General features: G+C 69.0%; 16 protein-coding genes and 3 tRNA genes. 6 read left to right on the plus strand and 13 right to left on the minus strand.

Annotated features, from left to right (window positions below; translation table 11 throughout):
• Positions 1 to 169 precede the first annotated feature (169 nt).
• A complete protein-coding gene (locus NLI01S_RS06755) occupies positions 170 to 790 on the plus strand; it encodes a TetR family transcriptional regulator (RefSeq protein ID WP_067600912.1) in 621 nt (206 codons plus the stop codon).
• Between the two features lie 38 nt (positions 791 to 828).
• Here NLI01S_RS06755 and NLI01S_RS06760 read toward each other — a convergent pair whose 3' ends face one another.
• Positions 829 to 2,757: a GDSL-type esterase/lipase family protein gene (locus NLI01S_RS06760; protein ID WP_067601047.1), complete on the minus strand. Its 1,929-nt coding sequence runs from the start codon at positions 2,755 to 2,757 to the stop codon at positions 829 to 831.
• A gap of 420 nt (positions 2,758 to 3,177) precedes the next feature.
• Positions 3,178 to 3,251: transfer RNA gene (locus NLI01S_RS06765), tRNA-Ile, on the minus strand.
• 262 nt (positions 3,252 to 3,513) lie between these two features.
• Here NLI01S_RS06765 and NLI01S_RS06770 point away from each other — a divergent pair.
• Together NLI01S_RS06770 and NLI01S_RS06775 are read left to right on the plus strand one after the other, a co-directional pair.
• Complete coding sequence (locus NLI01S_RS06770) at positions 3,514 to 4,506, plus strand: malate dehydrogenase (protein ID WP_067600914.1); 993 nt, start codon at positions 3,514 to 3,516, stop codon at positions 4,504 to 4,506.
• A 155-nt stretch (positions 4,507 to 4,661) separates the two neighbouring features.
• Complete coding sequence (locus tag NLI01S_RS06775; RefSeq protein WP_067600916.1) at positions 4,662 to 7,157, plus strand: DEAD/DEAH box helicase; 2,496 nt, start codon at positions 4,662 to 4,664, stop codon at positions 7,155 to 7,157.
• A gap of 43 nt (positions 7,158 to 7,200) precedes the next feature.
• Here the strand turns inward: NLI01S_RS06775 and NLI01S_RS06780 are convergent, their stop codons facing one another.
• Positions 7,201 to 7,686, minus strand: coding sequence for a dCMP deaminase (locus tag NLI01S_RS06780; RefSeq protein WP_067600918.1), 486 nt, complete (start codon positions 7,684 to 7,686; stop codon positions 7,201 to 7,203).
• A 2-nt stretch (positions 7,687 to 7,688) separates the two neighbouring features.
• A complete protein-coding gene (locus tag NLI01S_RS06785) occupies positions 7,689 to 8,387 on the minus strand; it encodes a RibD family protein (protein WP_067600920.1) in 699 nt (232 codons plus the stop codon).
• 531 nt (positions 8,388 to 8,918) lie between these two features.
• On the opposite strand from NLI01S_RS06785, the gene NLI01S_RS06790 reads away from it, so the two are divergent.
• The gene (locus NLI01S_RS06790; protein ID WP_067600922.1) at positions 8,919 to 9,806 is read left to right on the plus strand and encodes an SAM-dependent methyltransferase; all 888 of its coding nucleotides are present in this window, start codon (positions 8,919 to 8,921) and stop codon (positions 9,804 to 9,806) included.
• Positions 9,807 to 9,933: 127 nt separating this feature from the next.
• Here the strand turns inward: NLI01S_RS06790 and NLI01S_RS06795 are convergent.
• Both NLI01S_RS06795 and NLI01S_RS06800 read right to left on the minus strand, forming a co-directional pair.
• Positions 9,934 to 10,006, minus strand: a tRNA-Asn gene (locus tag NLI01S_RS06795).
• Between the two features lie 58 nt (positions 10,007 to 10,064).
• Positions 10,065 to 10,137, minus strand: a tRNA-Asn gene (locus NLI01S_RS06800).
• Between the two features lie 160 nt (positions 10,138 to 10,297).
• Here NLI01S_RS06800 and NLI01S_RS06805 point away from each other — a divergent pair.
• Positions 10,298 to 10,630 (plus strand): hypothetical protein, encoded by a 333-nt coding sequence (locus NLI01S_RS06805; RefSeq protein ID WP_067600924.1) that lies wholly within the window; start codon positions 10,298 to 10,300, stop codon positions 10,628 to 10,630.
• A gap of 2 nt (positions 10,631 to 10,632) precedes the next feature.
• Positions 10,633 to 11,175 (plus strand): hypothetical protein, encoded by a 543-nt coding sequence (locus NLI01S_RS06810; protein ID WP_067600926.1) that lies wholly within the window; start codon positions 10,633 to 10,635, stop codon positions 11,173 to 11,175.
• A gap of 34 nt (positions 11,176 to 11,209) precedes the next feature.
• Here the strand turns inward: NLI01S_RS06810 and NLI01S_RS06815 are convergent, their stop codons facing one another.
• The 7 genes from NLI01S_RS06815 to ppdK all read right to left on the minus strand — a co-directional run bounded on the left by NLI01S_RS06815 (position 11,210) and on the right by ppdK (position 24,272).
• Entirely contained in the window at positions 11,210 to 14,122 is a 2,913-nt protein-coding gene (locus tag NLI01S_RS06815; protein WP_067600929.1) for an FAD-binding and (Fe-S)-binding domain-containing protein, read from the minus strand.
• A 57-nt stretch (positions 14,123 to 14,179) separates the two neighbouring features.
• Entirely contained in the window at positions 14,180 to 15,523 is a 1,344-nt protein-coding gene (locus tag NLI01S_RS06820) for a glycoside hydrolase family 18 protein (RefSeq protein ID WP_067600932.1), read from the minus strand.
• Between the two features lie 116 nt (positions 15,524 to 15,639).
• On the minus strand, positions 15,640 to 16,758 hold the full coding sequence (gene rpoD, locus NLI01S_RS06825) for an RNA polymerase sigma factor RpoD (protein ID WP_084392376.1): 1,119 nt from the start codon (positions 16,756 to 16,758) through the stop codon (positions 15,640 to 15,642).
• A gap of 71 nt (positions 16,759 to 16,829) precedes the next feature.
• A complete protein-coding gene (dnaG, locus tag NLI01S_RS06830) occupies positions 16,830 to 18,704 on the minus strand; it encodes a DNA primase (protein WP_067600935.1) in 1,875 nt (624 codons plus the stop codon).
• A 305-nt stretch (positions 18,705 to 19,009) separates the two neighbouring features.
• Positions 19,010 to 20,260, minus strand: coding sequence for a deoxyguanosinetriphosphate triphosphohydrolase (locus tag NLI01S_RS06835; protein WP_067600938.1), 1,251 nt, complete (start codon positions 20,258 to 20,260; stop codon positions 19,010 to 19,012).
• A gap of 23 nt (positions 20,261 to 20,283) precedes the next feature.
• A complete protein-coding gene (locus tag NLI01S_RS06840) occupies positions 20,284 to 21,303 on the minus strand; it encodes a YdcF family protein (RefSeq protein WP_067600941.1) in 1,020 nt (339 codons plus the stop codon).
• A gap of 275 nt (positions 21,304 to 21,578) precedes the next feature.
• The gene (gene ppdK, locus NLI01S_RS06845) at positions 21,579 to 24,272 is read right to left on the minus strand and encodes a pyruvate, phosphate dikinase (protein ID WP_067600944.1); all 2,694 of its coding nucleotides are present in this window, start codon (positions 24,270 to 24,272) and stop codon (positions 21,579 to 21,581) included.
• Positions 24,273 to 24,318 lie beyond the last annotated feature (46 nt).

The following is a 24,318-nucleotide window of genomic DNA, read 5'->3' on the forward strand; positions in this document are numbered from 1 at the left end:
ACATAGACCACTTCGACCGAAACATCGTCAACATACGTATCGTCAACTCGACATTTCTCATCGAGTTTCGCCGTTCCACCCAATCCGCCACCCCTTCGGCGATATCCTTGGCACCCTTCCCTTAAAGTCCCTTAAAGGCGTACGACGACCGACTGAGATAACCAGAGCAATGACGGCCGACCTCTCCCCTCACGCCCTGCGCACCACGGCCCCCGTCCTGGAACGCGCCGCCCGCCTGTTCGACGAACACGGCTCTCGCGGCATGCCCATGTCCGTCCTGACCCAACGGCTCGCCGTCGAGACCGACATCGACGCCGCCGACCTACGACGTGCCTTCCCCACACGTTTGGACCTGATCCACGCGGTCGTCCTGCACGCCACCCACGAGCACGTCCAGGACCGGCTGGCCGCCGACGATCCGCGTGCGAGCGCCACCGAACGCATGGCCGGCCTCGTCCGCGGCCACATCACCGGTGGTTGGAAGCACCGCACCGCCCTCGCGCTCAGCCGCGAACTCATGCCCACTCTGCGCGCCATCGACCCCGCGCGCTACCGGGAACTCGCCGGTCTGTACCGCGCCCTACGCGAACGCGTGCGGGAGATCGTCCTCGCCGGGGTCACCGAAGGCCGCTTCATGGTGACCGACACGGGCGGGGCCGCCGACAAGGTCCTGGAGACATTCGACTCACTCGTGCACTGGTACGAACCCGAGGCCGGGCTGAGCCTGCGGGACCTGAGCGAGGTCTACGTCGACCTGGTCATCCACCACCAACTGGGCTGCCCTCGGTGAACCGTGCGGCCTCCGCCCCGGGCCGCCCCACCTCCGGGTCACACCCCGAGCAACTCGTACAGGTCCACCGACTCGGCGATCGCGCGCAGACCCGCGTCGTTGGGGTGCAGGTGGTCACCGGAGTCGTATTCGGGCCGCATCCGCGTCGGAGACTCCGGGTCGCGCAACACCGCTTCGAAGTCCCACACCCCGGTGAACGACGACTCCGGGTCGTAGGCCTGTTCACGCAGGTAGGAGTTGACCCGGCGCCGTTGTTCCTCCACCGTGGCCGTACAACGCGGCGATCCGGCACACGGCGCCAACGTCGACACGAACACCCGCACGTCGTGCTCCCTACCCATCCGCGCCAGCCGGTTCAGACCCGCGATCACCTCCTCGGAGGAGGCGCCCCAGCGCAGGTCGTTGATGCCCGCGAACACCACCACGGTGCCCACGCCGCTCTGCGAGAACACGTCCCGTTGGGCCCGGTGCAGCATGCTCACACCGTTGGCGTAGACCGAGACTCCCTCACCCGGGTAGCCGTCGGCCGTGACCCTGTTGCCCGCCACCCCAAGGTTCAGCACGCCCGGGTCGGGCAGGTCCCGGCTCGCGTGCAGGCGCTGACCGAGCACGTCCGGCCAGCGCCGGTGGGCGTCCCTGGTCGAACGGATGCCGTCGGTGATGGAGTCCCCGAAGGTCACCACCGAGCCAGGACCGTCCGCCACCTCGATCCCGGTGAGGAAGGGCCATTGGTCCACCACACCCGTGTAGGGCTCACCCGAGCGGTCCAGGGTCTGGTCTCCGCTGCCCGGGGGGCTGGTGTAGTTGGTGTCCACCGCCGCGTAGTGGATCGGCGCCGACCGCACCTGTTCGGGCAGGTGGATGCTGACCAGGGCATCGGTCTGCGGTGGCAGCAGTATTTCCACGGGGTCGCTGAACAGGCGACCGCCGGCGGGGATGACGGCACCGGGCGCCCCGTCGAAGGTCAGTGGGACGGCCGCGCCGTACGTGGCCGGGCCATCCCCCTGTAGGGAGATGGACGCCGCTCCGATGGTGACCGGACGCGCGGCGAAGGTGTTGTCCAACCGCACGCGCACCTTGTGGCCGCCGGTGGTGGAGCGCACCGCCAGGCGCAGGGTCTGGTCCTCCCAGGGGCCGACCTCGGCGTATCCGGAGGTGGCTCGCGCCCAGGTTCCGGTCCACTCCTGTCCCGCCGGGCGCCCGCCCACGGAGAACACGTGCATGTTCGCTCGGGGGTCGGCGACCTCGGGCATGACCACGTGGTCGACCTCACGGCCGGGGTCCAAGGGGATCGAGCGCGCGTACAGGCGCACCGAACCGATGGCGTCCTGCCCGAAGCCGGTCGAGAAGTTCGCGTAGGGAAGGGTCAGGGCGGCGTCTCCGGCGGGGCCGGCCGCCCACTCCGGAACCACCAGGTCGAACTTGTGCTCCTCGCCATCGGTGTAGACCACGCTGCCCACACCGCGAACGTCGGCCCCGGTGCCGTCGGTGCGGGTCCCGGTGGCCAGGAAGGTCACCGAGTCCATCCGGGTGGGGACGTCGGCCAGGGCGAGTCGTTGACCTTCGGCGATCATGTGGTCGGGGCGTCCCTCCCCATAAGCGGGCAGGCTCAGCTCGGTGTCCAGCAGGGTGACCTCTCCACCGGGGAGCCAACCGGCGGATTCGAGCGTGCGCGCGGACAGGCTGTTGCCCGCGCCGTCGAGATCGCCTCCGTCGGCGTCACCGTCCTCGGAGACACCGGTTCGGTCCAGCAGGGCGGCCAACGGGAGGGCGTCCGAGCGTTCGGACTCCGGCACGGAGCGGTAGGTCACCTCGAAGGCGTCCTCAGGACCGATCCCGGTCAGCAGGACCGCGCCCGCCACGGCCACCGCGAGCAAGCGCAGAGTCTGGACGAGTCGGAGGCGTCGCCGCCCCGTTCGTGTCGATCGACCTCCGTCCACCCCACGCCTTCCCCCCGGTCGCACCATGTCCTTCGACCCGTCCGACGTACTCGTCCCGGCGTTGGTCGCCGAGACCTGGGACACGTCGGTCCCCTCGGGTCGGCGGCCAGTTTAGGGGGAGATCGGGGGTGCCGGCCCGCCCCTCATCGGTAGCGACGGACGGACCCAACATGTATCGATTCCGAACGGCCTTTCGGTTTTGCTCGAGAAATCCCCCATATGCATAAACGGGAGAACCATTCGGACAAAGGTCGCGGAAGTCGAGAGAGTTGCCTGATACTACCCAGAGCGACCGTTTCGGGAGAGTCGGGAACAACGACGACCGAACGACACGGGGTCGACCGCCCTGACCTGTGCCGCGCCGGTCCGTGGTCACTCGGATAACAAGAAAAGCGCCGCTGGCCCGTATCCGCAGGCCGGCGGCGCTTTTTGCGTGCGGGGAAGGGGTAGGCCGGGCAGGACTCGAACCCGCGACCCAGGGATTATGAGTCCCCTGCTCTAACCAACTGAGCTACCGGCCCTCCACCGTTGGCAAACGTCATCCTAACAGGGTACGTCCGCCGTTTCCGCGCCCGAATCCGTTACCCGGCAGGGGTTGCCCGACCACCCGGAACACGCCCCGTGGCGACTGACCCGACCTTGGTCACGGACATGGAAGACGGGCGGTCTAGGGTGGGTTGGTGCGGTGCTCGCCAGGCCGTACCCCCTGGGCCCGGCGCCGGAACCGCTTCGAACCCGTTGGTAACATCGCGGGTCGCACATCGTCGTCAGGAGAGTTCACGCATGTCCAAAGCACCCGTCAACGTCACCGTCACCGGCGCCGCCGGCCAGATCGGCTACGCCCTGCTGTTCCGGATCGCCTCCGGTCAGCTGCTCGGCGCCGACACCCCGGTGAAGCTGCGTCTCCTGGAGATCCCCCAGGCGGTCAAGGCCGCCGAGGGCACCGCGATGGAGCTCGACGACTGCGCCTTCCCCCTGCTCTCGGGCATCGACATCTTCGACGACGCCAAGAAGGCCTTCGAGGGCGCCAACGTCGGCCTGCTGGTCGGCGCACGTCCCCGCGGCAAGGGCATGGAGCGCGGTGACCTCCTGGAGGCCAACGGCGGCATCTTCAAGCCCCAGGGCGAGGCCATCAACGCCGGTGCCGCCGACGACGTCCGCGTCCTGGTGGTCGGCAACCCCGCCAACACCAACGCCCTCATCGCGCAGAACCACGCTCCGGACGTTCCGGCCGAGCGCTTCACCGCGATGACCCGTCTGGACCACAACCGCGCGCTCACCCAGCTCGCCAAGAAGCTCGGTGTGTCGATCAACGACATCAAGAAGCTCACCATCTGGGGCAACCACTCCGCGACCCAGTACCCGGACCTGTTCCACGCCGAGGTCAACGGCTCCAACGCCGCCCAGGCCGTGAACGATCAGTCGTGGCTGGAGAACGACTTCATCCCGACCGTCGCCAAGCGCGGCGCCGCGATCATCGAGGCCCGTGGCGCGTCCTCCGCCGCCTCCGCCGCGAACGCCGCCATCGACCACGTCCACGACTGGGTCAACGGCACCCCCGAGGGCGACTGGACCTCCGCGGCCATCCCCTCCGACGGCTCCTACGGTGTGCCCGAGGGCATCATCTCCTCCTTCCCTGTCGTGTCCAAGAACGGTGCTTGGGAGATCGTGCAGGGCTTGGAGATCGACGAGTTCTCCCGCGGCCGCATCGACGCCTCCGTTCAGGAGCTCGTCGAGGAGCGCGACACCGTCCGCAAGCTCGGTCTGGTCAGGTAGGGCCTTCGCGAGTACGAACGGCGGGCACCTCCCATGGGGTGCCCGCCGTCGTCTTCGGACCTTGGTGTTCGGGCCGCCGGTGAACGGTCATACCCCACGATCGTCGCGAGGGGGGTTCGGGAGCGGGCAGTATAGAGACCGTGAGTCTCATCGATGTGCTTCCGGCCGAACCTGAACCCGATACCCTCTTCGAGGCTTTCGCTTCGTGGGCCGAGGAGCGGGGCCTCACCCTCTATCCACACCAGGAGGAGGCCTTGATCGAGGTCGTCTCCGGGTCCAACGTCATCCTCAGCACCCCCACCGGTTCCGGCAAGAGCATGGTCGCCACCGGTGCCCTCTTCGCCGCCCTGGCACGGGACGAGTGCGCCTTCTACACCGCGCCCATCAAGGCGCTCGTGTCGGAGAAGTTCTTCGACCTGTGCAAGATCTTCGGCACCGAGAACGTCGGCATGATGACCGGTGACGCCTCCGTCAACGCGGACGCCCCCATCGTGTGCTGTACGGCCGAGGTCCTCGCCCAGATCGCCTTGGCCGAGGGCAAGGACGCCGACATCAACACCGTCATCATGGACGAGTTCCACTTCTACGCCGAGCCCGACCGCGGGTGGGCGTGGCAGGTGCCGCTGTTGGAGATGCCGCAGACCCAGTTCGTGCTGATGTCGGCCACCCTCGGCGACGTCACCCGTTTCGAGGAGGACCTGGAGAAGCGCACGGGCAGGTCCACCTCCGTGGTCTCCTCCGCCGAGCGCCCCGTCCCCCTCTACTACGACTACCGGGTCACCCCGCTGCACGAGACACTCGAACAGCTCCTCGGCGAGGGCGACGCCCCCGTGTACATCGTGCACTTCACCCAGGCGCAGGCGGTGGAACGCGCACAGTCGTTGACCAGCATCAACATGTGCACCAAAGAGGAGAAGGCGAAGATCGCCGAGGAGATCGGCAACTTCCGCTTCACCACCAAGTTCGGTCGCAACCTGTCCCGGTACGTGCGGCACGGCATCGGCGTCCACCACGCCGGGATGCTGCCCAAGTACCGGCGTCTGGTGGAACGGCTGGCCCAGGCCGGGCTGCTGAAGGTCATCTGCGGCACCGACACCCTGGGGGTGGGCGTGAACGTGCCCATCCGCACCGTGCTGTTCACCGCGCTGAGCAAATACGACGGGGTGCGGGTGCGTAGGCTTCGGGCCCGCGAGTTCCACCAGATCGCCGGACGCGCCGGCCGAGCCGGGTTCGACACCGTCGGCAACGTCGTCGCCCAGGCGCCCGAACACGTCATCGAGAACGAGAAGTCCCTCGCCAAGGCGGGCGACGACTCCAAGAAGCGCCGCAAGGTCGTGCGCAAGAAGGCCCCGGAAGGCTTCGTCACCTGGGACGAGGCGACCTTCCACAAGCTCATCGAGGCCGAGCCCGAACCCCTCGACTCCCGCTTCCGGGTGAGCAACGCGATGCTGTTGAGCATCATCGCCCGCCCCGGCAACTGCTTCGCGGCGATGAAGCATCTGCTCACCGAGAACCACGACGACCGCAAGGCCCAGCGCAAGCACATCAGCGAGGCCATCGCGATCTACCGTTCGCTGTTGGACGGCGGCATCGTGGAGACCCTGCCCGAACCCGACGAGCAGGGACGCACCGCCCGACTCACCGTCGACCTACAGGCCGACTTCGCGCTGAACCAGCCCCTGTCGACATTCGCGCTGGCGGCGCTGGACCTGCTCGACGTGGAGTCGACCACCTATCCGCTCGACGTGCTCACCATCGTGGAGTCCACCCTGGACGACCCGCGGCAGATCCTCGGCGCGCAGCTCAACAAGGCCCGTGGTGAGGCCGTCCAGCAGATGAAGATGGACGGCATCGAGTACGAGGAGCGCATGGAGCTGTTGGAGGAGGTCGACTACCCCAAGCCGCTGGAAGAGCTCCTCGAACACGCCTACGACGTGTACCGACGAGGCCACCCGTGGGTGGGCGACCACCCGCTGCGGCCCAAGACGATCGCCCGCGACATGTACGAGCGCGCGATGAACTTCGTAGAGTACGTCGGCCACTACGAGCTGGCCCGCTCCGAAGGGCTGGTCCTGCGCTACCTGGCCGGCGCCTACAAGGCCCTCAACCAGACGGTGCCCGACGACGCCAAGACCGAGGAACTGCGCGACCTCATCGAGTGGTTGGGCGAGCTGGTCCGTCAGGTCGACTCCAGCCTCCTCGACGAGTGGGAGAAGCTCACCAACCCCGAGGACGAGGTCGAGGGCGAGGACGAGGCGGAGGTCGAGGAGAAGGTCCGCCCGGTCACCGCCAACGCCCGTGCCTTCCGCGTCTTGGTGCGCAACGAGATGTTCCGCCGCGTGGAACTGGCCGCCCGCCGCCGCTACGGCGAACTCGGCAAGATGTCCGAGGACGACGAATGGGACGGCGAGGAGTGGGCCGAGGCCTTGGAGGCCTACTACGCCGAACACGACGAGATCGGTATCGGCCCGGACGCGCGCGGCCCGAAGATGCTCCAGATCGAGGAGGAGAAGGACGTGTGGCGGCTCCGCCAGGTCTTCGCCGACCCCGAGGAGCACCACGACTGGGGCATCAGCGCCGAGGTGGACCTGGCCGCCTCCGACGCCGAGGGCCGGGCGGTCGTCCACGTCATCGACGTGGACCGGATGTAGTCCGGTCTCGGCAGGCGGTGTTCCGGCTCGCGTGGGGGCCGGTTCAGTGGATCAGGTGGGCGTTGACCTCCCGCACGTGGGCGGCGAGGTCGGGGCGTTCCACCACGACCCGACCGGCCGCGGCCAGGCGTTCGGCGCCGTCGCAGTCCACGAACACCTCGGGTTCGCGCCAGGCCAGCACCACCCGCGGGAGCGAGGTGTCCAGGATCAGGGCGCTACAGGATCGGGGCCGGGAGGCGCGGGCGCTGCACGGTTCCAGGGAACTGTAGATCGTGGCCGTGGCCAGCCGGAGGTCGTCGCGGTCCACGCCTCGCAGGGCCACCTCCTCGGCGTGGTCGTGGGGGTCGTCTCGGCGGGAGTACCCCTGGCTCAGGACCAGGCCGTCGGCGGTGACGATCACGGCGCCCACGGAGTAGGCGGTGTCCGACGGCGGGCAGGAGCGGGACAGCGTGACCGCGTGTTCCAGCCAATGGGTGTCGGCGTCGCCCTCGGCGGGGTCGGGTCCGCGCGTCGCGTGTGCCATGGTCATCATCATTCCTCCGGGGCGAGACAGTAGCGCAGGACGGCGACCTCGCCCAGGGCGCGGGCCTCCACCAAACGCATGGGCTTGTGCGGGGTGTAGGGATAGGCGCCCGGCCGGACGAAGCTCGGGGCGTCCTCCCGCCCCACGAAGAAGGGGGCGACGGCCAACCGCAACTCGTCGACCAGCCCCGAGGTGAGGAAGAGGGTGTGGATGTGGCCGCCGCCCTCGACCAGGAGACGTTCGACCCCGCGATCGGCGAGGTCGGTGAGGATCCCCTGGACGGTGGGCGGGTCACCGGCGTCGACGACGTCCACGGGCGGGTGGGCCTGGGGCCGCTCCGAGAGCAGTCGTGTGGCGGTGTGCACGCCCGTTCCCCCGGTGTACACCACGGCGCCGGCGTCACCGGTGGCGAAGAACCGGGCCTTCGGGTCGAGGTCTCCACCGCGGGTGACCACGGCCTTGAGGAGGTTCTCCGTGCGTCCCTGTTCGCGGCGGCGCTCGCGTAGGACCGGTGAACGGACCAGCAGACGTGGGTTGTCGGCCCGCAGGGTGCCCGCGCCGACGAGGATGGCGTCGCATCCGGCGCGCAGTTCGTCGATCTCGGCGAAGTCGGCCTCGTTGGACAGCCGGAGGCGTTCGGGTCCGGTGTCGTCGATGCGCCCGTCGACCGACATCGCGCAGCTCAGGATGGTGTAGGGACGGTCCATGCACTCAGGCTAGCCGGACCCGGTGCGGAGCCGGGCGAGGACATCTGCACGGCGCGTTCCCTTCCCTGCGTCGTACATTTCATGAGGGGTTCGGGACCACGTCGAACGAATACGGTCGGGCTCTTCGGTGGTGGATTCTCGCTGGCAGTGGGCGGTTCCGCTAATTGATCGGGTCAATTCCTTTAGGGTGGCGGAGTATTTTCACCATGGCCGTTACCTGCATGAGCTCCCATGGTCGCCCGTTGGCGGCCGTTGGTGACCGAGTGCCCGGGTCGTTCGGCGCCCCGGATCCCCGGTGGCCCGTGGTCTCCGCCCACACCCCTGAGCCCATTCCTCTCATAATGGACATTAGGCATAAAAACACAGGAGACCCCAGGTCGAACCCTACCCACAGGACCGGGCTCTTCGAGGTCGACCTCGGGCGGCGTTTTTTTACCACATGTATCCTGGACTCGGTTAACAACCAGGCGAACTCCGAATACAATCCTGGGAGTCGGCCACACTTCCCCACCTCAGAACAAGAGGACGGCGATGTCTCGTTTCACTTCCCCCGATTTCCTGAGGCAGGCGGGGGAAAATCACGTTCGGGCGGAACCCCCGCCGCCCGTCAACCTGACCAGGGCCAGCGTCAGCCGGCTGCACTCCTTCCACCTCAAGGGCAAGGACCACTTCGAGGTGGATCGGGAGTTCGCCGCCCAGGCCGACCGGGTCGCGCCCGGCTTCGTCGACCTCGTTCTGGGGGAACGCGCCTTCCAGCAGCGCGCCGTCCGGCACATGGCCACCGATCTGGGCATCACCCAGTTCCTCCACGTGGGGGCGGGTCTGCCGGCGCCGGGTGACCCTCACCAGATCGCCCAGGAGGTCTCTCCCGAGGCCCGCGTCGTCTACGCCACCTCCGACCCGATCGTCCTCACCCACCACCGTGCCCTGACCCGCGACGGCCGCACGACCACCGCCGTGCCCGTCGGTCTGGAGAACCCCGCGCGACTGCTGCACGACCCCGAGAGCAGCCGCTTCCTGAACCTGGAACGACCGGTCGGCCTCCTGCTCACCGGTGCGGTCTCGCACACCCCGAGCGCAGAGGCCGCCGCCCACAACATCGCCACCCTGCGCGACGCCCTCGCCCCCGGCAGTCACATGGTCCTCAGCCACTACTGTCGCCCCGATCCCGTGCGCCACCCCAAGGACGCACGTCGCGCCGAACAGCTGGAACAACTGTTCCTACAGCGACTCGGTCACGGCCACTGGCGTACGGAGGAGCAGATCACCGCGTTCTTCGACGGGTGGGAATCGGTTCCGCCCGGCCTGCTCCAGGCCCAGAAATGGCGCACCATGCCGGTGGCTCCCCCGATCCCGGGCAGCTACCAGATGCCGCACCGCAACCGTCGACTGATCATCGGTGGCATGGGCCGCATCTGACCGCGACACCCCCGTACCCGCGTTGGAGCCCCAAAGGACCGGCAGCGGACGGGGGCCGCGTTCTGTTCGCTTCCACCCCGCACACGACGAAGGCCCGCCGGATTCCTCCGACGGGCCTCGCTCACCGCTCCCGCGACTGGACTCGAACCAGTAACCTGCCGGTTAACAGCCGGCTGCTCTGCCGATTGAGCTACGCGGGATCGCGTTCGGGTACAAGCCTAGCGCCACCTCGAAAGGGACGCGAACCGTTGTCCACAGCTCCCGCGACTGGACTCGAACCAGTAACCTGCCGGTTAACAGCCGGCTGCTCTGCCGATTGAGCTACGCGGGATCGCGCTTTTCCCGGGGCCCTTCGGGCCTCGGCGACATCACTAGACTAGCGCGCTCGCGGAGTGCTCGTGACCGGTGTCGGCCCGTGTGGTGGGGACCACGAGGCGGTAACGTCGGGAATGGACCACTCCGACCGTCACCAAGGCTGTAAAGAGGGACCCATGCGCTATCGGATCACATTCGTCGCCGGACTGGCCATCGGCTACGTCCTGGGCGCCAAGGCGGGCAGGGCCCGCTACGAGCAGCTCACCCGCACCGCGCGCAAGGTGGCCGACAGTCCGCTCGTGCAGGAGGTCGCCGGGCTCGTCGGCGCGCAGGCGAGCAACGCCGGCCGCGCCGTCTACGACAAGGCCGTGGACAAGATGCCCATCACCTCCGTGCGGGACTTCCTGTCCCGCCCCACCGAGGAGGAGTCCGAACTGCTCGAGTGGGAGGCCGGCACCGTCAACGGGACCGCGCCCGAGCCCCGCACCGGACCCGACCGGGACCTGTGAACATGGCGTGGTTCGGACGGGGCGACGTACCCGCCCAGATCCGTTCCCGGTTGGAGCGTGGCGAACGCGTGCTCGCGCACGCGCCCGTCGCCGCTCCGGCCGGGACCGGGCCCTCCCCCGAGGGGCGGCCATCGGTTCTGGTGGCCGCCACCCGCTCCCTGTACCTGCCCGACGGTCACGCCGTCCGCTGGCAGGACATCGACCAGGCCAAGTGGGGCACCGAGGAGCTGAGGTTCATCGAGGAGGGGCACGGTGAGCGCACCGTACGGTTGCGCACCGAGCTGACCGGCGGCGTCGTCGACTATCGACGGATGGCCGAGACCGTCGCCGAGCGGGTCACGTCCAGCATCCTGGTCAACCGCTTCGTCCCGTTCCCCTCCCCCGGCTCCACCGAGGGTTTCCGTCTGGTCGCCAGGCGTGCCCCGCTCGGCAGCGAGATCGACTGGCGGGTCCACCTGGGCGAGGGCCTGGACCCGAACGACCCGCGTCTCTCCGACGCCGTCTCCCGGGCCCTGGCCCTGATCCGCGAACAGATGGGCGTCTAGTGCCGCGTCAGTCAAGGTCGACCCCGTCGCGGCACTAGTCCGACTTACCGAGCGCCCGGGCGAGGACCTCGGCCAGGTGCAGGGCCCGGCGGCCGGTCCCCTGTTCGATCTGGGTGCGGCAGCTGTACCCGTCGGCCAGCACCAGGGTGTCCCGCTCGGCCTCGCGCACGCGCGGTAGGAGTTCGCGTTCACCGATGGCGCTGGAGACCTCGTAGTGCCCCTCGGTGAACCCGAAGTCTCCGGCCAGGCCGCAACAGCCCGAGTCCAGGACCTCGCCGTCGATGCCGGCGCGGGCGATGAGCTCCCGGTCGGCGTCGAATCCGCTCACCGCGTGCTGGTGACAGTGCACCTGCGCCAACGCCGAGGCGTCCACCCGCGGCGGGATCCAGTCCGGGGCGTACTCGTTCAGGAAGCCCGCGAAGGTGTGCGTCGCGTTCGCCACCCGACGGCTCTCCTCCCCCGGCAACAGCTCCACCAGGTCGTGCTTGAGCGCCGCCGTGCAACTGGGCTCCAGGCCCACCACCGGCAACCCCTGGGAGACCAGGGGGGCCAGGGCCGACACCGCCCGGCGCATCACGGCCCTGGCCACGTCCAACTGTCCGGTGGACACCCAGGTCAGCCCGCAGCACACCTGTCCCTTGGGCAGCACCACCGAGAACCCGGCGTCCTCCAGGACCCGGACCGCGCTCGTCAGCACCCCCGGGTTGAGCAGGTTCCCGAAGGTGTCCGGCCACAGCACCACCTTGGGGCCGCCCTGGCGTCCCTCCCCCCGGTTCAGTCGCCGTTTGAAGGCCCTGGTGAAGGTGGTGCGCGCGAATGCCGGCAGGTCGCGTTGGGCGGCCACCCCGGCGGCCTTCTTCGCCAGGGACGAGACCCCCGGAAGCCGCGCCAGCCGGTTGGTCTCGGCCGGCGCCAGCGACGCCAGACGGGCCAGCACCGGCAACCACCCCATCGAGTAGTGCGCGGCCGGCCGCACCCGGCCCCGGTAGTGCTGGTGTAGGAACTCGGCCTTGTAGGAGGCCATGTCCACGTTGACCGGGCAGTCGCTCAGACAGCCCTTGCAGGACAGGCACAGGTCCAGGGACTCGCGCACCTCCTCCGACCGCCACCCGTCGGTGATCACCTCGCCGTTGGCCATCTCGAACAACAGGTGGGCGCGCCCGCGCGTGGAATGCTTCTCCTCCTGGGTGACCTGGTAGCTGGGGCACATCACCCCGGGCCCGCTCTGCCTGCGGCACTTGCCCACGCCCGAGCAACGGCGCAGCGCCTTGACGAAGTCCCCGTCGTCCTCGGTGTAGGCCAGCGTGGTCTGGGAGAGCAGCGGCAGTTCGGGACGCAGATCGGTGGCCACGCGCACATCGGCGTCCAGGGGTAGCGGATCGACGATGATGCCGGGGTTCATCAGCCCCTCCGGATCCCAGATCCGTCGGAACTCGGCGAAGGCCTCGATGACGCTGCGCGGGTACATACGCGAGAGCAGCTCCGAACGGGCCTGACCGTCACCGTGTTCCCCGGACAGTGATCCACCGTGGCGGACGACGATCTCGGCGGCCTCCTCCATGAACGCCCGGTACTCGCGCCGTCCCTGTTCGTGGGTGAGCTCGAAGTCGATGCGCACGTGCAGACAGCCGTCGCCGAAGTGCCCGTAGACGAGCCCGTACCGCTCGTGCCTGGCCATGAGGGCGTCGAAGTCGCGCAGGTAGTCGCCCAGGTTCTGCGGGGGCACCGCGGCGTCCTCCCATCCCGACCAGGCCTCGGCGCCGGTAGGGGTTCGGGAGGTGAGTCCCGCGCCCTCCTCCCTGATGCGCCACAACGCCTTCTGGTGGGCGGAGGAGACCACCACGGACGCGTCCCGGGGTCGGCTCTCGTCCTCCAGCGCGGCGATCATCGCCTCGGCGGCCTCGGCCGCGTCCTGTGGGTCCTTCCCGGCGATCTCCACCAGCAGCCACGCCCCGCCCAACGGCAACGGAACCCGGGAACTCGACCCCTGACGGTCCAGGGCCGCGACCATGCGGTCGTTGATGCCCTCCACCGTGAGCGGGGAGTGTTCCAGCAGGGCGGGAACCGCGTCGGCGGCCGACGGCGCGTCGTCGTATCCCAGGACGGCCAGGGCCCGGGCGGGCGGTGACTCCACCAGGCGGACGGTGGCGCCCAGGACCATCACGCAGGTGCCCTCGGTACCGACCAGGGCCGCGGCCACGTCGCGGCCCTTCTCCGGCAGCAGCCGGTCCAGTCCGTAGCCGGAGACGCGACGGCGGAACTCGGGCATCGCGGTGCGCAGCTCGGCGCGGTGGGTCTCCACCAGGCGGGCCAGGGCGGCGTGGACCCGCCCCTCACGGCCGGGGCGTTCGGCCAGTGCGGCGAACTCCTCGGCGGTGTGCTCGGAGCCGACCGTCATCCGGGTGCCGTCGGACAACAGCACGTCCAGGGCGACGATGTTGTCGGCCGTGGTGCCCCAGGCCACCGAGTGCGAGCCACAGGCGTTGTTGCCGACCATGCCGCCGATGGTGCAGCGGCTGTGCGTGGAGGGGTCGGGGGCGAAGGTCAGGCCGTGTTCGGCGGTCGCGGCCCGTAGGTCGTCGAGGATCACCCCGGGTTCGACGGTGGCGGTGCGCGAGGCGGGATCGACCTCGACGACGCGCCGCAGGTGGCGTGAGGTGTCGATGACCACGCCGGTGCCGATGGCGTTCCCCGCGATGGAGGTGCCGCCCCCGCGAGGGATCACCGATACCCCGTGCGCGGCGCAGGCACGGACCGCGGCCACGCAGTCCTCGACCGTCTCGGGGATGACCACGGCCAGGGGGACGCGGCGGTAGTTGGAGGCGTCGGAGGTGTACAGGGCGAGGGTTCCCGCGTCCAGGGCCACGGTCCCCTGGACGGAATCCTCCAGGTCCCTGCGCAGGGCGGCGAGATCGGGTCGTGCGGTGGTGCTGCTCGGGTCGGCCATGGGATCAGCGTGGCGTGACGCACGTCGTCCTGGCAACCACGCCGCGCGACCATCGGTTCACCGCGTCGGCGCGGATCCCTCCAGGGACTCGTCCATGACGCGTACCAGGTCGCCGTCGGCGTCCATGTCGAGGTTCCAGACCATCATCCCGGCCAGACCCTCCTCCCGCACGTACTCGCCCTTGAGGGCGATCACGTCGGGGTTGTCGTAGGTCCACCACTCGTCGCCGTCGTAGATCCAGTAGGAGCCGGCCTCCTCGTCGAGGAAGCGGCGCCCCTCCATCTCCTCCAGCTCGTCGAACGGGCGGGTCGGGCCGTCGTAGTCGTCGTCCGCAGGCCCCTCGGCGGTCTGGTCGCGGCCGTCCTCGTCCGCGGGCACACCCTGCCAACCGCGCCCGAACGCCGGAATGCCCATGACCAACCGGTCGGGGTCGGCACCCAGATCCAGGTAGCGGCGGACGGCCTGGTCGACGCTGTTGGCCTCGTCGTCGTATTCGGGGACGTGGAGGTTGGAGTGGTGGGCGGTGCTCTCGCTCCAGGGACCGGAGAAGTCGTAGCCCTGCACGGTGGCGAAGTCGACGTGGTCGAAGATCTCCGCCTCGTAGGTCTGGCTCTGGGAGGCCCCACCGGGCAGGGACGCGGACAGGATGTACTCCTGGCCGGTCTCGGCGGAGAGTTCGTCCATCTGGCGGCGGAACTCGGCCAGCAGGAGGGTGAAGCCGGCCGGATCGTCGGGGTGTTCGACATTGGAGGCGTTGCCCTGGCCGCCCGGCCACTCCCAGTCCAGGTCGATGCCGTCGAAGACACCCGAGGCGGCCCCGTCTCCGCCTTGGGGTTCGTCCCCGCGCACCGGCAGGTTCCCGCGCAGCCACAGGTCGAGGCAGGAGGACACGAAGGCCTCTCGGGACTCCTCGGTGCGGGCGGCGGTGGAGAAGTGCACCGACCAGTTCCATCCGCCCAGGGACAGGCTCGCGCCCAGGTCCGGATACAGGGCGCGTAGTTGTCGGAGCTGGTTGAGGCTGCCGGCCAGTTCCTGTTCGTACTCGTCGGCCTCCCCGTTGACGCTCTCGTCGGCGTCGTAGCGACGCTGGTACAGCTCCCAGGGTTGATCGTGGTCGCCCTCGGGGATGTGACACAGGCCCTCGGGGTCGATGTCGCCGAAGGCCCACATCAAGCGGGTCAGGTGTTCGGGGGCGCCGCTCTGTCTGAGCCGTTCGACGGTGAATCCGCGGTTGGCCACGTTCCAGTCGGCGAAGTAACCGATGCGTTCGAGCGGTCGCTTGTTCAGGAGCACGATGCTCCCCACGATGAGTACGACGGCGACGACGGCCGCTCCCACCACCAGCAGCGGACGCCGCCCGGGGGACGGTCGGGGCCTGAAGGGTGTCGGCAGGGCGTTCACACCACGACCGTAGGGGCAGGAGCGCGGTGGGGGTGGTGGTTCGTCCCATGTCGGCCACATGAGGCCGTTCCCGGACGTTGGGGAACCCGGGGCGGTCCCCGGACGTTGGACCGAGATCAACCGCCGTGCAGGAAGTCCTTCAGGGCGCCGGCCCGCGAGGGGTGGCGGAGTTTGGCCAGGGTCTTGGCCTCGATCTGCCGGATGCGTTCCCGGGTCACCCCGAACTCCCGGCCCACCTGCTCCAGGGTGCGCGGATGATCGTCGACCAGCCCGAACCTCAGTCGGATGATGCGCCGTTCACGGTCGGACAACTCGCCCAGGATCACCCGCAACCGTTCCTGGAGCAGGCTGAAGGCGGCCGCCTCCACCGGTATGACGGCGTCGGAGTCCTCGATGAAGTCGCCGAAGTCGGACTCCTCCACTCCGATGGGGGCCTGGAGGGAGACCGGTTCGCGGGCCATGCGCTGGATCTCCAGGACGCGCTCTCCGCCGAAGCCCGCCGCAGCGGAGATCTCGGCGAGGCTGGGTTCACGGCCCAGTTGCTGGTGCAACCGGTGCTGGACCCGGGTGATCTTGTTGATGATCTCCACCATGTGCACGGGGATGCGGATGGTGCGCGCCTGGTCGGCGATGGCGCGGGTGATGGCCTGGCGGATCCACCAGGTGGCGTAGGTGGAGAACTTGAAGCCCTTGCCGTGGTCGAACTTCTCCACGGCGCGAATGAGCCCCAGGTTGCCCTCTTGGATCAGGTCCAGGAACATCAGGCCGCGCCCCATGTAGCGCTTGGCGATCGACACCACCAGGCGCAGGTTCGATTCGATGAGACGCCGTTTGGCCCGGTGGCCCTCCTCGACCAGTTCGGTGAGTTCCTCCGCCGTGCAGAACCCCTCCTCGGGGTCCCTGCGTCCGGCGTACAGACCCGCCTCGATCGCCTTGGCCAGGTCCACCTCGTCCCGCGCGGTGAGCAGGGGCACCCGGCCGATCTCCCGCAGGTACATACGGACCAGGTCCGAGCCTGAGCGGCGGCCCTGGTCGAGGACTACGGGCGTCTCCTCCGGTTCGGCCACCTCCACCCCGACGCGGGACAGGCCGGAGATCGTCCGGTCGAGGGAGTCGGGTGGCGCGTCCAGACGTTCCAGCGCGGACGCGACCTCCCCACGACTGACCGTTCCCCGACCCGAGTCGGGGAGAAGTGGGACGACCTGGCGAATGGACGGTATTTCCTGGGACACGATCGTGGGAGCCACCCGTACATTGTGCCCACAATGCTAGCGAAATGGGGAGAACCATTATTGTCACCCCCGTGCTACATGCCCTCGATCCCCGACTCCCTCAGTGCGCGTTTTTGCTGGCCGAGCTGCATGAGTTCGGCGAAGACCCGGTTGAACTCCTCCGGCTGAGCGGCCTGATCGATACGGTGCAACTCGGATTTGAGGTTTGCCTCGCGCCGATTGATGGAATGAGTCTTGATTGTGCTCAACATTATTCCTGAGGAATGTTCGTCGAGTTCTCCATAGAACTTGATCTCCTCTACACCGAGGCGTGTGACGAAATCGCGTTGGAGATCGTTGGGCGCCGCCTCGCGCAGAACGATCGGCCAGTGCTGGGGATCTCCCGCGGCGGCCACACCACCCTGCTCCCGGATGATCCGTAGCACCGCCTGGTGCTGGGGGACGGTGAAGTCCTCCTCCCCCAGGGCGTCGAAGCCCACGGCCAGGTGCGGTTGCTGGATCGCGAGTTTGAGCGCCTGGCGTTCGCGCTGCACCGACGGGTCGGCCAGGTCGTAGGGGGCCTCTCGGGCGTCCGGGGTGGGCGTCACGGGGGCCGGGGCGGCAGCGTGTCCACGGCCTCGGCCCATGTGCTGGCGGACCCGGCGCAGCACGAAGGCCTCGTCCATCAGCCCGAGCCAGCGGTCCAGGTTCTTGCCGTAGGTGAGGCGCACGCCCTCGTCGCGGATGCTGGCGACCACGGGCGCGGCCGCGTCCAGGGCGGCGATGCGGCCCTCGGCGTTGGTCAGGTCGTAACCCTCGACGATGGTGCGGATCATGAACTCGTACAGCGGGCTGGCGCCGTCGACCAGGTCGGCCACCGCCTGGGGCCCCTGCTGGAGTCGCAGGTCACAGGGGTCGAGACCGTCGGGTTGGACGGCCACGAAGGTCTCCGAGGTGAACCCGTGTTCCTCGGCGAACGCTCGCACGGCCGCCTTCTGCCCGGCCTTGTCCCCGTCGAAGGTGAACACGACCCGGCCGCCCTGGTTGGAGCGGCCCAACAGCATGCGGCGCAGGATCTTGAGGTGGTCCTCGCCGAAGGAGGTTCCGCAGGTGGCGACCGCCGTGGTCACCCCGGCCTCGTGGCAGGCCATGACGTCGGTGTAGCCCTCGACGATGACCGCCTCGCCCTTGCGGGAGATCTCCCGTTTGGCCAGGTCCAACCCGTACAGCAGGCGCCCCTTGTGGAAGATGGGACTCTCGGGCGAGTTGAGGTACTTGGGGCCGTCCTCGCTCGGGTCCAGCTTGCGCGCGCCGAAGCCGACCACCTCTCCGGTGACCTCACGGACCGGCCACAGCAGCCGGTTGCGGAAGCGATCGTAGGCGCCGCGTCGCCCCTGACCGGCCAGGCCGCCCTCGATGACCTCGGCGTCGGTGAAGCCCTTCCGACGCAGGTGGTCCACGAGGCTCTGCCAGCCCGCCGGGGCGAAGCCCAACCCGAACTGTTCGGCGTGCACCCGGTTGAATCCGCGCTCGTCGAGGAACTGCCTCGCGGTCACCGCGGCCGGGGTCAGGAGTTGCTCGGCGTAGAACTCCGCGGCGGCCTTGTGCGCGTCGAGCAACCGTTGGCGTTTGCCCTCGTCCCGCCTGGGCGTGCTGCGCCCACCCTCCTCGTAGCGCAGTGTGAGGCCGGTCTGCCGAGCGAGCGTCTCGACCGCCTCAACGAAGCTGAGGCTGTCGATCTTCTGCACGAACGAGATGACGTCCCCGCCCTCGTTACAGCCGAAGCAGTAGTAGAGGTTCTTCGACGGGGTGACGTTGAAGGAGGGCGACTTCTCGTCGTGGAAGGGGCACAGCCCCTTGAGGGAACCGCCTCCGGCGTTGCGCAGCTGGAGGTACTCGCCGATGACGTCGGCGATGGGGGTGCGCTCGCGTACGAGTGCGATGTCTTCGTCTTTGATCCGTCCTGCCACGGTTTTCAGCCTAGTTCGCTCCCGAGGCGGTCCGGCCACTCCCTCCGGGTTCGCACCGACGCGACCGCGGTGTCACCGGCTATTCGGTCCCCTCCGATTCGGGTGGACGTGCCGGGGAGCGTTCCTTCTCTTCCCCCGGGAGGCCCCCTTGCCGGATCCGCGGTCCGGGCCCGACCACGCCCGATGGGGTGACCACCCGGTACCGGCCCTTCAGCACCCCCATGGTGATGCCGACCTACGGGCCCGTGGCGAAGGCGTTGCGGGAGATCCGCGGCTACCGGTGACCGGGCCCGGCGGCTCCGGGCTCAGCCCAGGAGCCGCTTGTGCAGGGCCGAGGCCGAGGTGTCGGTGAGTGAGGCGACCTGGTCGATGATCACGCGCAGCGCGGCGGCGTCGTCGGGCGCGGTCTCGTACGGGACCTGGAACAGGGGTTCGAGGGCCCCGGGAGCACCGTGCCAGAGGACGTCGACCAACTCGGTGAGGACGCGACGTTCCTCGACCTGGTAGCGGCGCGCCTCTTCGCGGTCCATCACGAAGTGCGCGGCCATGGCCTTGAGCAGGGCGCACTCCAGGAGGGCGCGGCGGGGCACGATGAGGTCGGCGCCGTAGCGGGTGAGCGCGCCGGGACCGTAGGCCTCGCGGGTGGCCAGTTCGGCGGCGCGGCAGAACCGGCCGATGAGTTCGCTGGTGAGGTTCTTGAGCCCGGCCAGGGAGGCGAGGTCTCCGGTGAACTCGCGGGGCCAGATCGGCTCGGCGAGCAGGGAGAGGTAGGCGTCCTCCAGTTCGGTGGCTTCGGCGTCGCAGTAGTGGGCACCGGCGATGCGCACCACCTCGGCGCGTTCGACCGGGTCGCGCAGGGCCGTCATGCGCACCATCCCGGCGTGCATGGCGTCCTCGACGTCGTGCACCGAGTAGGCCACGTCGTCCGCCCAGTCCATGACCTGGGCCTCGAAACAGGTCCGACCGGTCGGCGCGCCCTTGCGCAACCAGGTGAACACCTCGACGTCGTCGGGGTAGCAGTTGAATTTGTGGGTGTCGCCGCCCTCCCCTCGCCCCCAGGGGTACTTGACGGTGGCGTCGAGGGTGGCGCGGGTGAGGTTCAGTCCGGCGCTGCGGCCGTCGGGGTCGACGACCTTGCCCTCCAGTCGCATGAGCAGGCGCAGGCTCTGGGCGTTGCCCTCGAACCCGCCGCAGGCCGCGGCGGCCTCGTCGAGGGCTCGTTCGCCGTTGTGCCCGAAGGGCGGATGTCCCAGGTCGTGGGACAGGCAGGCGGCCTCGACCAGGTCGGGGTCACAGCCCAGCGCCTGTCCGAGCTCTCGGCCGATCTGGGCGCACTCCAGTGAGTGGGTGAGTCGGGTACGCGGGAAGTCGCTGACTCCGGGCTGTACCACCTGGGTCTTGGCCGAGAGCCGGCGCAGCGCGGAACTGTGCAGGACACGGGCGCGGTCGCGCTCGAACGGACCACGTCTTCGGCTCTTGCGGGATTCGAGGGCGAAGCGTTCGGTGTCGTCGGCGGTGTAGCCGCGGTCGGTGGCCTCTCCCGGGGTGGTCGTCATGTTCGTGACCCTACTCGCCGAGGTCAGGCGGCGTTGACGCGGAATTCGCTGCTGTCATTGAAGATCCAGTAGTACCAAAGGGAAGCGGTCTCCCTGGTGATGTACCAGAGTTGGGTGCGGCGTTCGATGACGGCGGGCCCCGAACGTGCGGGCGAGGTTCCCGCCTCGATTCCGAAGTCGGAGGCCATCACCTTGGAGCGCAGGCTGTGCCAGGGGTCGGAGACGAGGATGGCGGTCTCCCACTCGTTGGCCTCGTACACCTCCGAGACCGCTTGGAAGCTCTGGAGGGTGTCCCTTCCTTCCTCGACCGCGACGACGTGGTCGGCGGGGACTCCGACGTCCAGCAGCCAGTTCCGTCCGGCGGTGGCCTCGGTGAAGTTGTCGTCGGGCTGTTTGCCTCCGACCGTGACGATGACGGGGGCGACCCCGTCCAGGTAGAGGGCCTGGGCCTGGCGCAGTCGTGCCTCGAAGACGGGCGAGGGCACTCCGTTGTACTGGCTGGCGCCGAGCACGATGATCGCGTCGGAGGCCTCGCGGTCGTCCTGTCGCGCCGTGTACCAGACCCAACCCCAGGTCGCGGGTGGGATCGCCAGGGCGACGAGCAGGACCAGCGTGATGATCCGGCCCAGCCGGAAACGGCGACGCTTGCGTCGTCGGGGTCGGGGCCTGGGCTCGGGGTCCTCGTCCAAGGGCCCGCCGCCGTAGGGCCCGTCGTCGTAAGGTTCGTCGTCGTAGGGATCGGGAGGCGGGTCCGGCGGGCGCTCCTCACGGGAACGGGTCCGGGGCCGGGACCTGGGCCGTTCCCGCACGAATTTGCGGGTGAACTTGTCCGGTTCGTCCGCCGAGTCCCCGCCGGACGGCGGCTCGGCCCGACCGAACTCCTGGGTGGGCTCGGTGTCCTGGGCACGGGTGAAGGCTCTGGTGGCCTCACCGGAGGAGGCGAGATCACCGCGGGAGAAGACCTGGGTGGCCTCGTCGTCGGTCGAGCCGCCCGTGGAACCGTCCCACGCCTCGTCGCCGCGATCGTCGCCGACCATTCGCACCGGCTCACCTCCACACAATCGTCACCGGGCCATCTGTCCCCGATTGGGACGTCCCGCGCCCTCCGCTGGTTCGCGAACCCCACGTGAACGTGGTGAGGAGGGTGTGGGAGTGCCGGAAGCGTCGGCGGGGAGACCGTCGCGGCCGCCAGAATACATCACGACAAGGTCACGGCACCGGTTCGCGCGAGGCGGCCCCGCACACCGAGTGTAGTCACGAAACGGCCCGTGGGAACGCCTCTGAACAGGCGTCACCACGGGCGGTGACCCGGAGCACGTCAGTGGGCCCGCCCGGCGGCGCGACCGGCCTCCAGGCGGGCCACGGGGACCCGGAACGGCGAGCAGGACACGTAGTCGAGCCCGACCTCGTGGAAGAAGTGCACCGATGCGGGGTCGCCGCCGTGCTCACCGCACACACCCAACTTGATGCCCGGTCGGGCGACTCGCCCCTCCTCGACGGCGATGCGGATGAGCCGACCCACCCCGTCCACGTCCAGGGACTCGAACGGAGAGACCCCGAACACGCCCTTCTCCAGGTAGGCGGAGAAGAACGACGCCTCGACGTCGTCGCGGGAGAACCCCCACACGGTCTGCGTGAGGTCGTTGGTACCGAAGGAGAAGAACGCGGCGTTCTCCGCGATCTGACCCGCGGTGAGCGCCGCCCGTGGCAGCTCGATCATGGTGCCGACGGGGAAGTCGAGTTCCATCCCGTTCTCCTCGCCGACCTCGCGCAGCACCCGTAGGGCGTCGTCGCGGATGATCTCCAGTTCCTGGACGGTGCCCACCAGCGGGATCATGATCTCCGGCCGGGGCCGCCCGCCCTCACGGATCCGGTCGACGGCGGCCTGGGCGATGGCGCGCACCTGCATGGTGAACAGGCCGGGCACGACCAGGCCCAGGCGCACACCGCGCAGGCCCAGCATCGGGTTCTGCTCGTGCAGCTTGTGCACGGCCTGTAGGACGCGCAGGTCGTTCTCGTGGCTCTCGCCGCGGGCCTCGGCCACGGCCACGCGCACCGACAGCTCGGTGATGTCGGGCAGGAACTCGTGCAGCGGTGGGTCGAGCAGGCGCACGGTGACGGGCAGGCCGTCCATGGCTCCGAGGATCCCGTTGAAGTCCTGGCGTTGCAGGGGCAGCAGGGCTTCCAGGGACTCCTGCTGCTCCTGCGGGGTGTCGGCGAGGATGAGGCGTTCCACCGACTGGCGACGGTCGCCGAGGAACATGTGCTCGGTGCGGCACAGGCCGATGCCCTGTGCCCCCATGCGGCGGGCGCGGGCGGCGTCCTCGGGGGTGTCGGCGTTGGCGCGCACGTACATGCGGCGAGCGGCGTCGACGTAGTGCATCATCCGGTCGACCGAACGCACGAGGTCGTCGGCCTGGTCGGAGGCGGGGTCGATCTCGCCCTCGAAGTAGCGGACCACCGGGGAGTCCACGACGGGCACCTCACCGAGGTGGACCCGACCGCTGGCGCCGTCGATGGAGATGACGTCGCCCTCCTCGACCACCTCGCCGCCGGGCGCGGTCATGCGCCGGTTCTTGGTGTCGATGTCGATCTCCTCGGCGCCGCAGACACAGGTCTTGCCCATGCCTCGGGCCACGACGGCGGCGTGCGAGGTCTTGCCGCCTCGGCTGGTGAGGATGCCCTCGGCGGCGATCATGCCTTCGAGGTCGTCGGGGTTGGTCTCACGGCGGCACAGGATGACCTTCTCGCCGCTGCGCGACCACTTGACGGCGGTGTAGGAATCGAAGACGGCCTTGCCGACGGCCGCGCCGGGAGAGGCGTTCATGCCACGGCCCAGGAGGTGGAAGTCGTCACCCACGGCGACCTTCTCGTCGAAGCGGGGGAACATCAGCTGGGCGAGCTGGTCGCCGGTGACCCGCTGGACGGCCTCCTCGAGTGTGATCATGCCTTGGTCGACGAGCTGGTCGGCGATGCGGAAGGCCGCGGCGGCGGTGCGCTTGCCCACTCGGGTCTGGAGCATCCACAGCTTGCCGCGCTCGATGGTGAACTCGATGTCGCACAGGTCGCGGTAGTGGTTCTCGAGCTTGTCCATGATGCCCATGAGCTCTTCGTAGCTGTGGGCGTCGATGTCCTCCAGGTCGGTGAGGGGCACGGTGTTGCGGATGCCCGCCACCACGTCCTCGCCCTGGGCGTTGCGCAGGTAGTCGCCGTACACTCCGGATCGCCCGGTGGCGGGATCGCGGGTGAAGGCCACTCCGGTGCCCGAGTCCATGCCGAGGTTGCCGAAGACCATGGAGCAGACGTTGACGGCGGTACCGAGGTCGGCGGGGATGCGTTCCTGGCGGCGGTAGAGGACGGCGCGGGGAGCGTTCCAGGACTCGAAGACGGCCTTGACGGCCAGGGTCATCTGCTCGCGCGGGTCGGTAGGGAAGGGCTTCCCGGTCTGGTCGGCGACGATCTCCTTGAACCGTTCGACGAGCCTGCGGAAGTCGGCGGCGTCCAGGTCGAGGTCGTCGGTGACGCCCTTCTCGGCCTTGAGTTCGTCGATGGCGGCCTCGAAGAGTTCGCCATCGATGTCCAGGACGGTCTTGCCGAACATCTGGATCAGACGGCGGTAGGAGTCCCAGGCGAAACGCTCGTCGCCACCCTGGATGGCCAGTCCGACGACGGACTCGTCGTTGAGGCCGATGTTGAGGACGGTCTCCATCATGCCGGGCATGGAGAAGCGCGCGCCCGAACGTACGCTCACCAGGAGCGGGTCGTCGGGGCTGCCGAGTTCACGGCCCATCGTCTTCTCCAGCTCGACGAGGTCGGCCTCGATCTCCTCGTCCAGTCCGGCGGGCATGGTGCCGCTGTCGAGGTAGTGGCGGCACGCCTCGGTGGTGATGGTGAAGCCGGGGGGAACGGGGAGACCGATGTTGGTCATCTCGGCGAGGTTGGCTCCCTTGCCCCCGAGAAGATCCTTCATGTCCTTGTCGCCCTCGGTGAATTTGTAGACGTACTTGGTCACGGGGGTGCTCCCTCGGTCTCTCGGCGACCCGGCGTTCCGGGCCGGC

Source organism: Nocardiopsis listeri NBRC 13360 (assembly GCF_001570765.1).
Lineage (GTDB): Bacteria > Actinomycetota > Actinomycetes > Streptosporangiales > Streptosporangiaceae > Nocardiopsis > Nocardiopsis listeri.

What these genes read in the sequence shown, in the direction of transcription:
- NLI01S_RS06755 (WP_067600912.1), top strand. Translation starts at nt 170, where the DNA reads ATGACGGCCGACCTCTCCCCTCACGCCCTGCGCACCACGGCCCCCGTC.
- NLI01S_RS06760 (WP_067601047.1), bottom strand. Translation starts at nt 2,757, where the DNA reads ATGGTGCGACCGGGGGGAAGGCGTGGGGTGGACGGAGGTCGATCGACA.
- NLI01S_RS06770 (WP_067600914.1), top strand. Translation starts at nt 3,514, where the DNA reads ATGTCCAAAGCACCCGTCAACGTCACCGTCACCGGCGCCGCCGGCCAG.
- NLI01S_RS06780 (WP_067600918.1), bottom strand. Translation starts at nt 7,686, where the DNA reads ATGACCATGGCACACGCGACGCGCGGACCCGACCCCGCCGAGGGCGAC.
- NLI01S_RS06785 (WP_067600920.1), bottom strand. Translation starts at nt 8,387, where the DNA reads ATGGACCGTCCCTACACCATCCTGAGCTGCGCGATGTCGGTCGACGGG.
- NLI01S_RS06790 (WP_067600922.1), top strand. Translation starts at nt 8,919, where the DNA reads ATGTCTCGTTTCACTTCCCCCGATTTCCTGAGGCAGGCGGGGGAAAAT.
- NLI01S_RS06805 (WP_067600924.1), top strand. Translation starts at nt 10,298, where the DNA reads ATGCGCTATCGGATCACATTCGTCGCCGGACTGGCCATCGGCTACGTC.
- NLI01S_RS06810 (WP_067600926.1), top strand. Translation starts at nt 10,633, where the DNA reads ATGGCGTGGTTCGGACGGGGCGACGTACCCGCCCAGATCCGTTCCCGG.
- NLI01S_RS06815 (WP_067600929.1), bottom strand. Translation starts at nt 14,122, where the DNA reads ATGGCCGACCCGAGCAGCACCACCGCACGACCCGATCTCGCCGCCCTG.
- NLI01S_RS06835 (WP_067600938.1), bottom strand. Translation starts at nt 20,260, where the DNA reads ATGACGACCACCCCGGGAGAGGCCACCGACCGCGGCTACACCGCCGAC.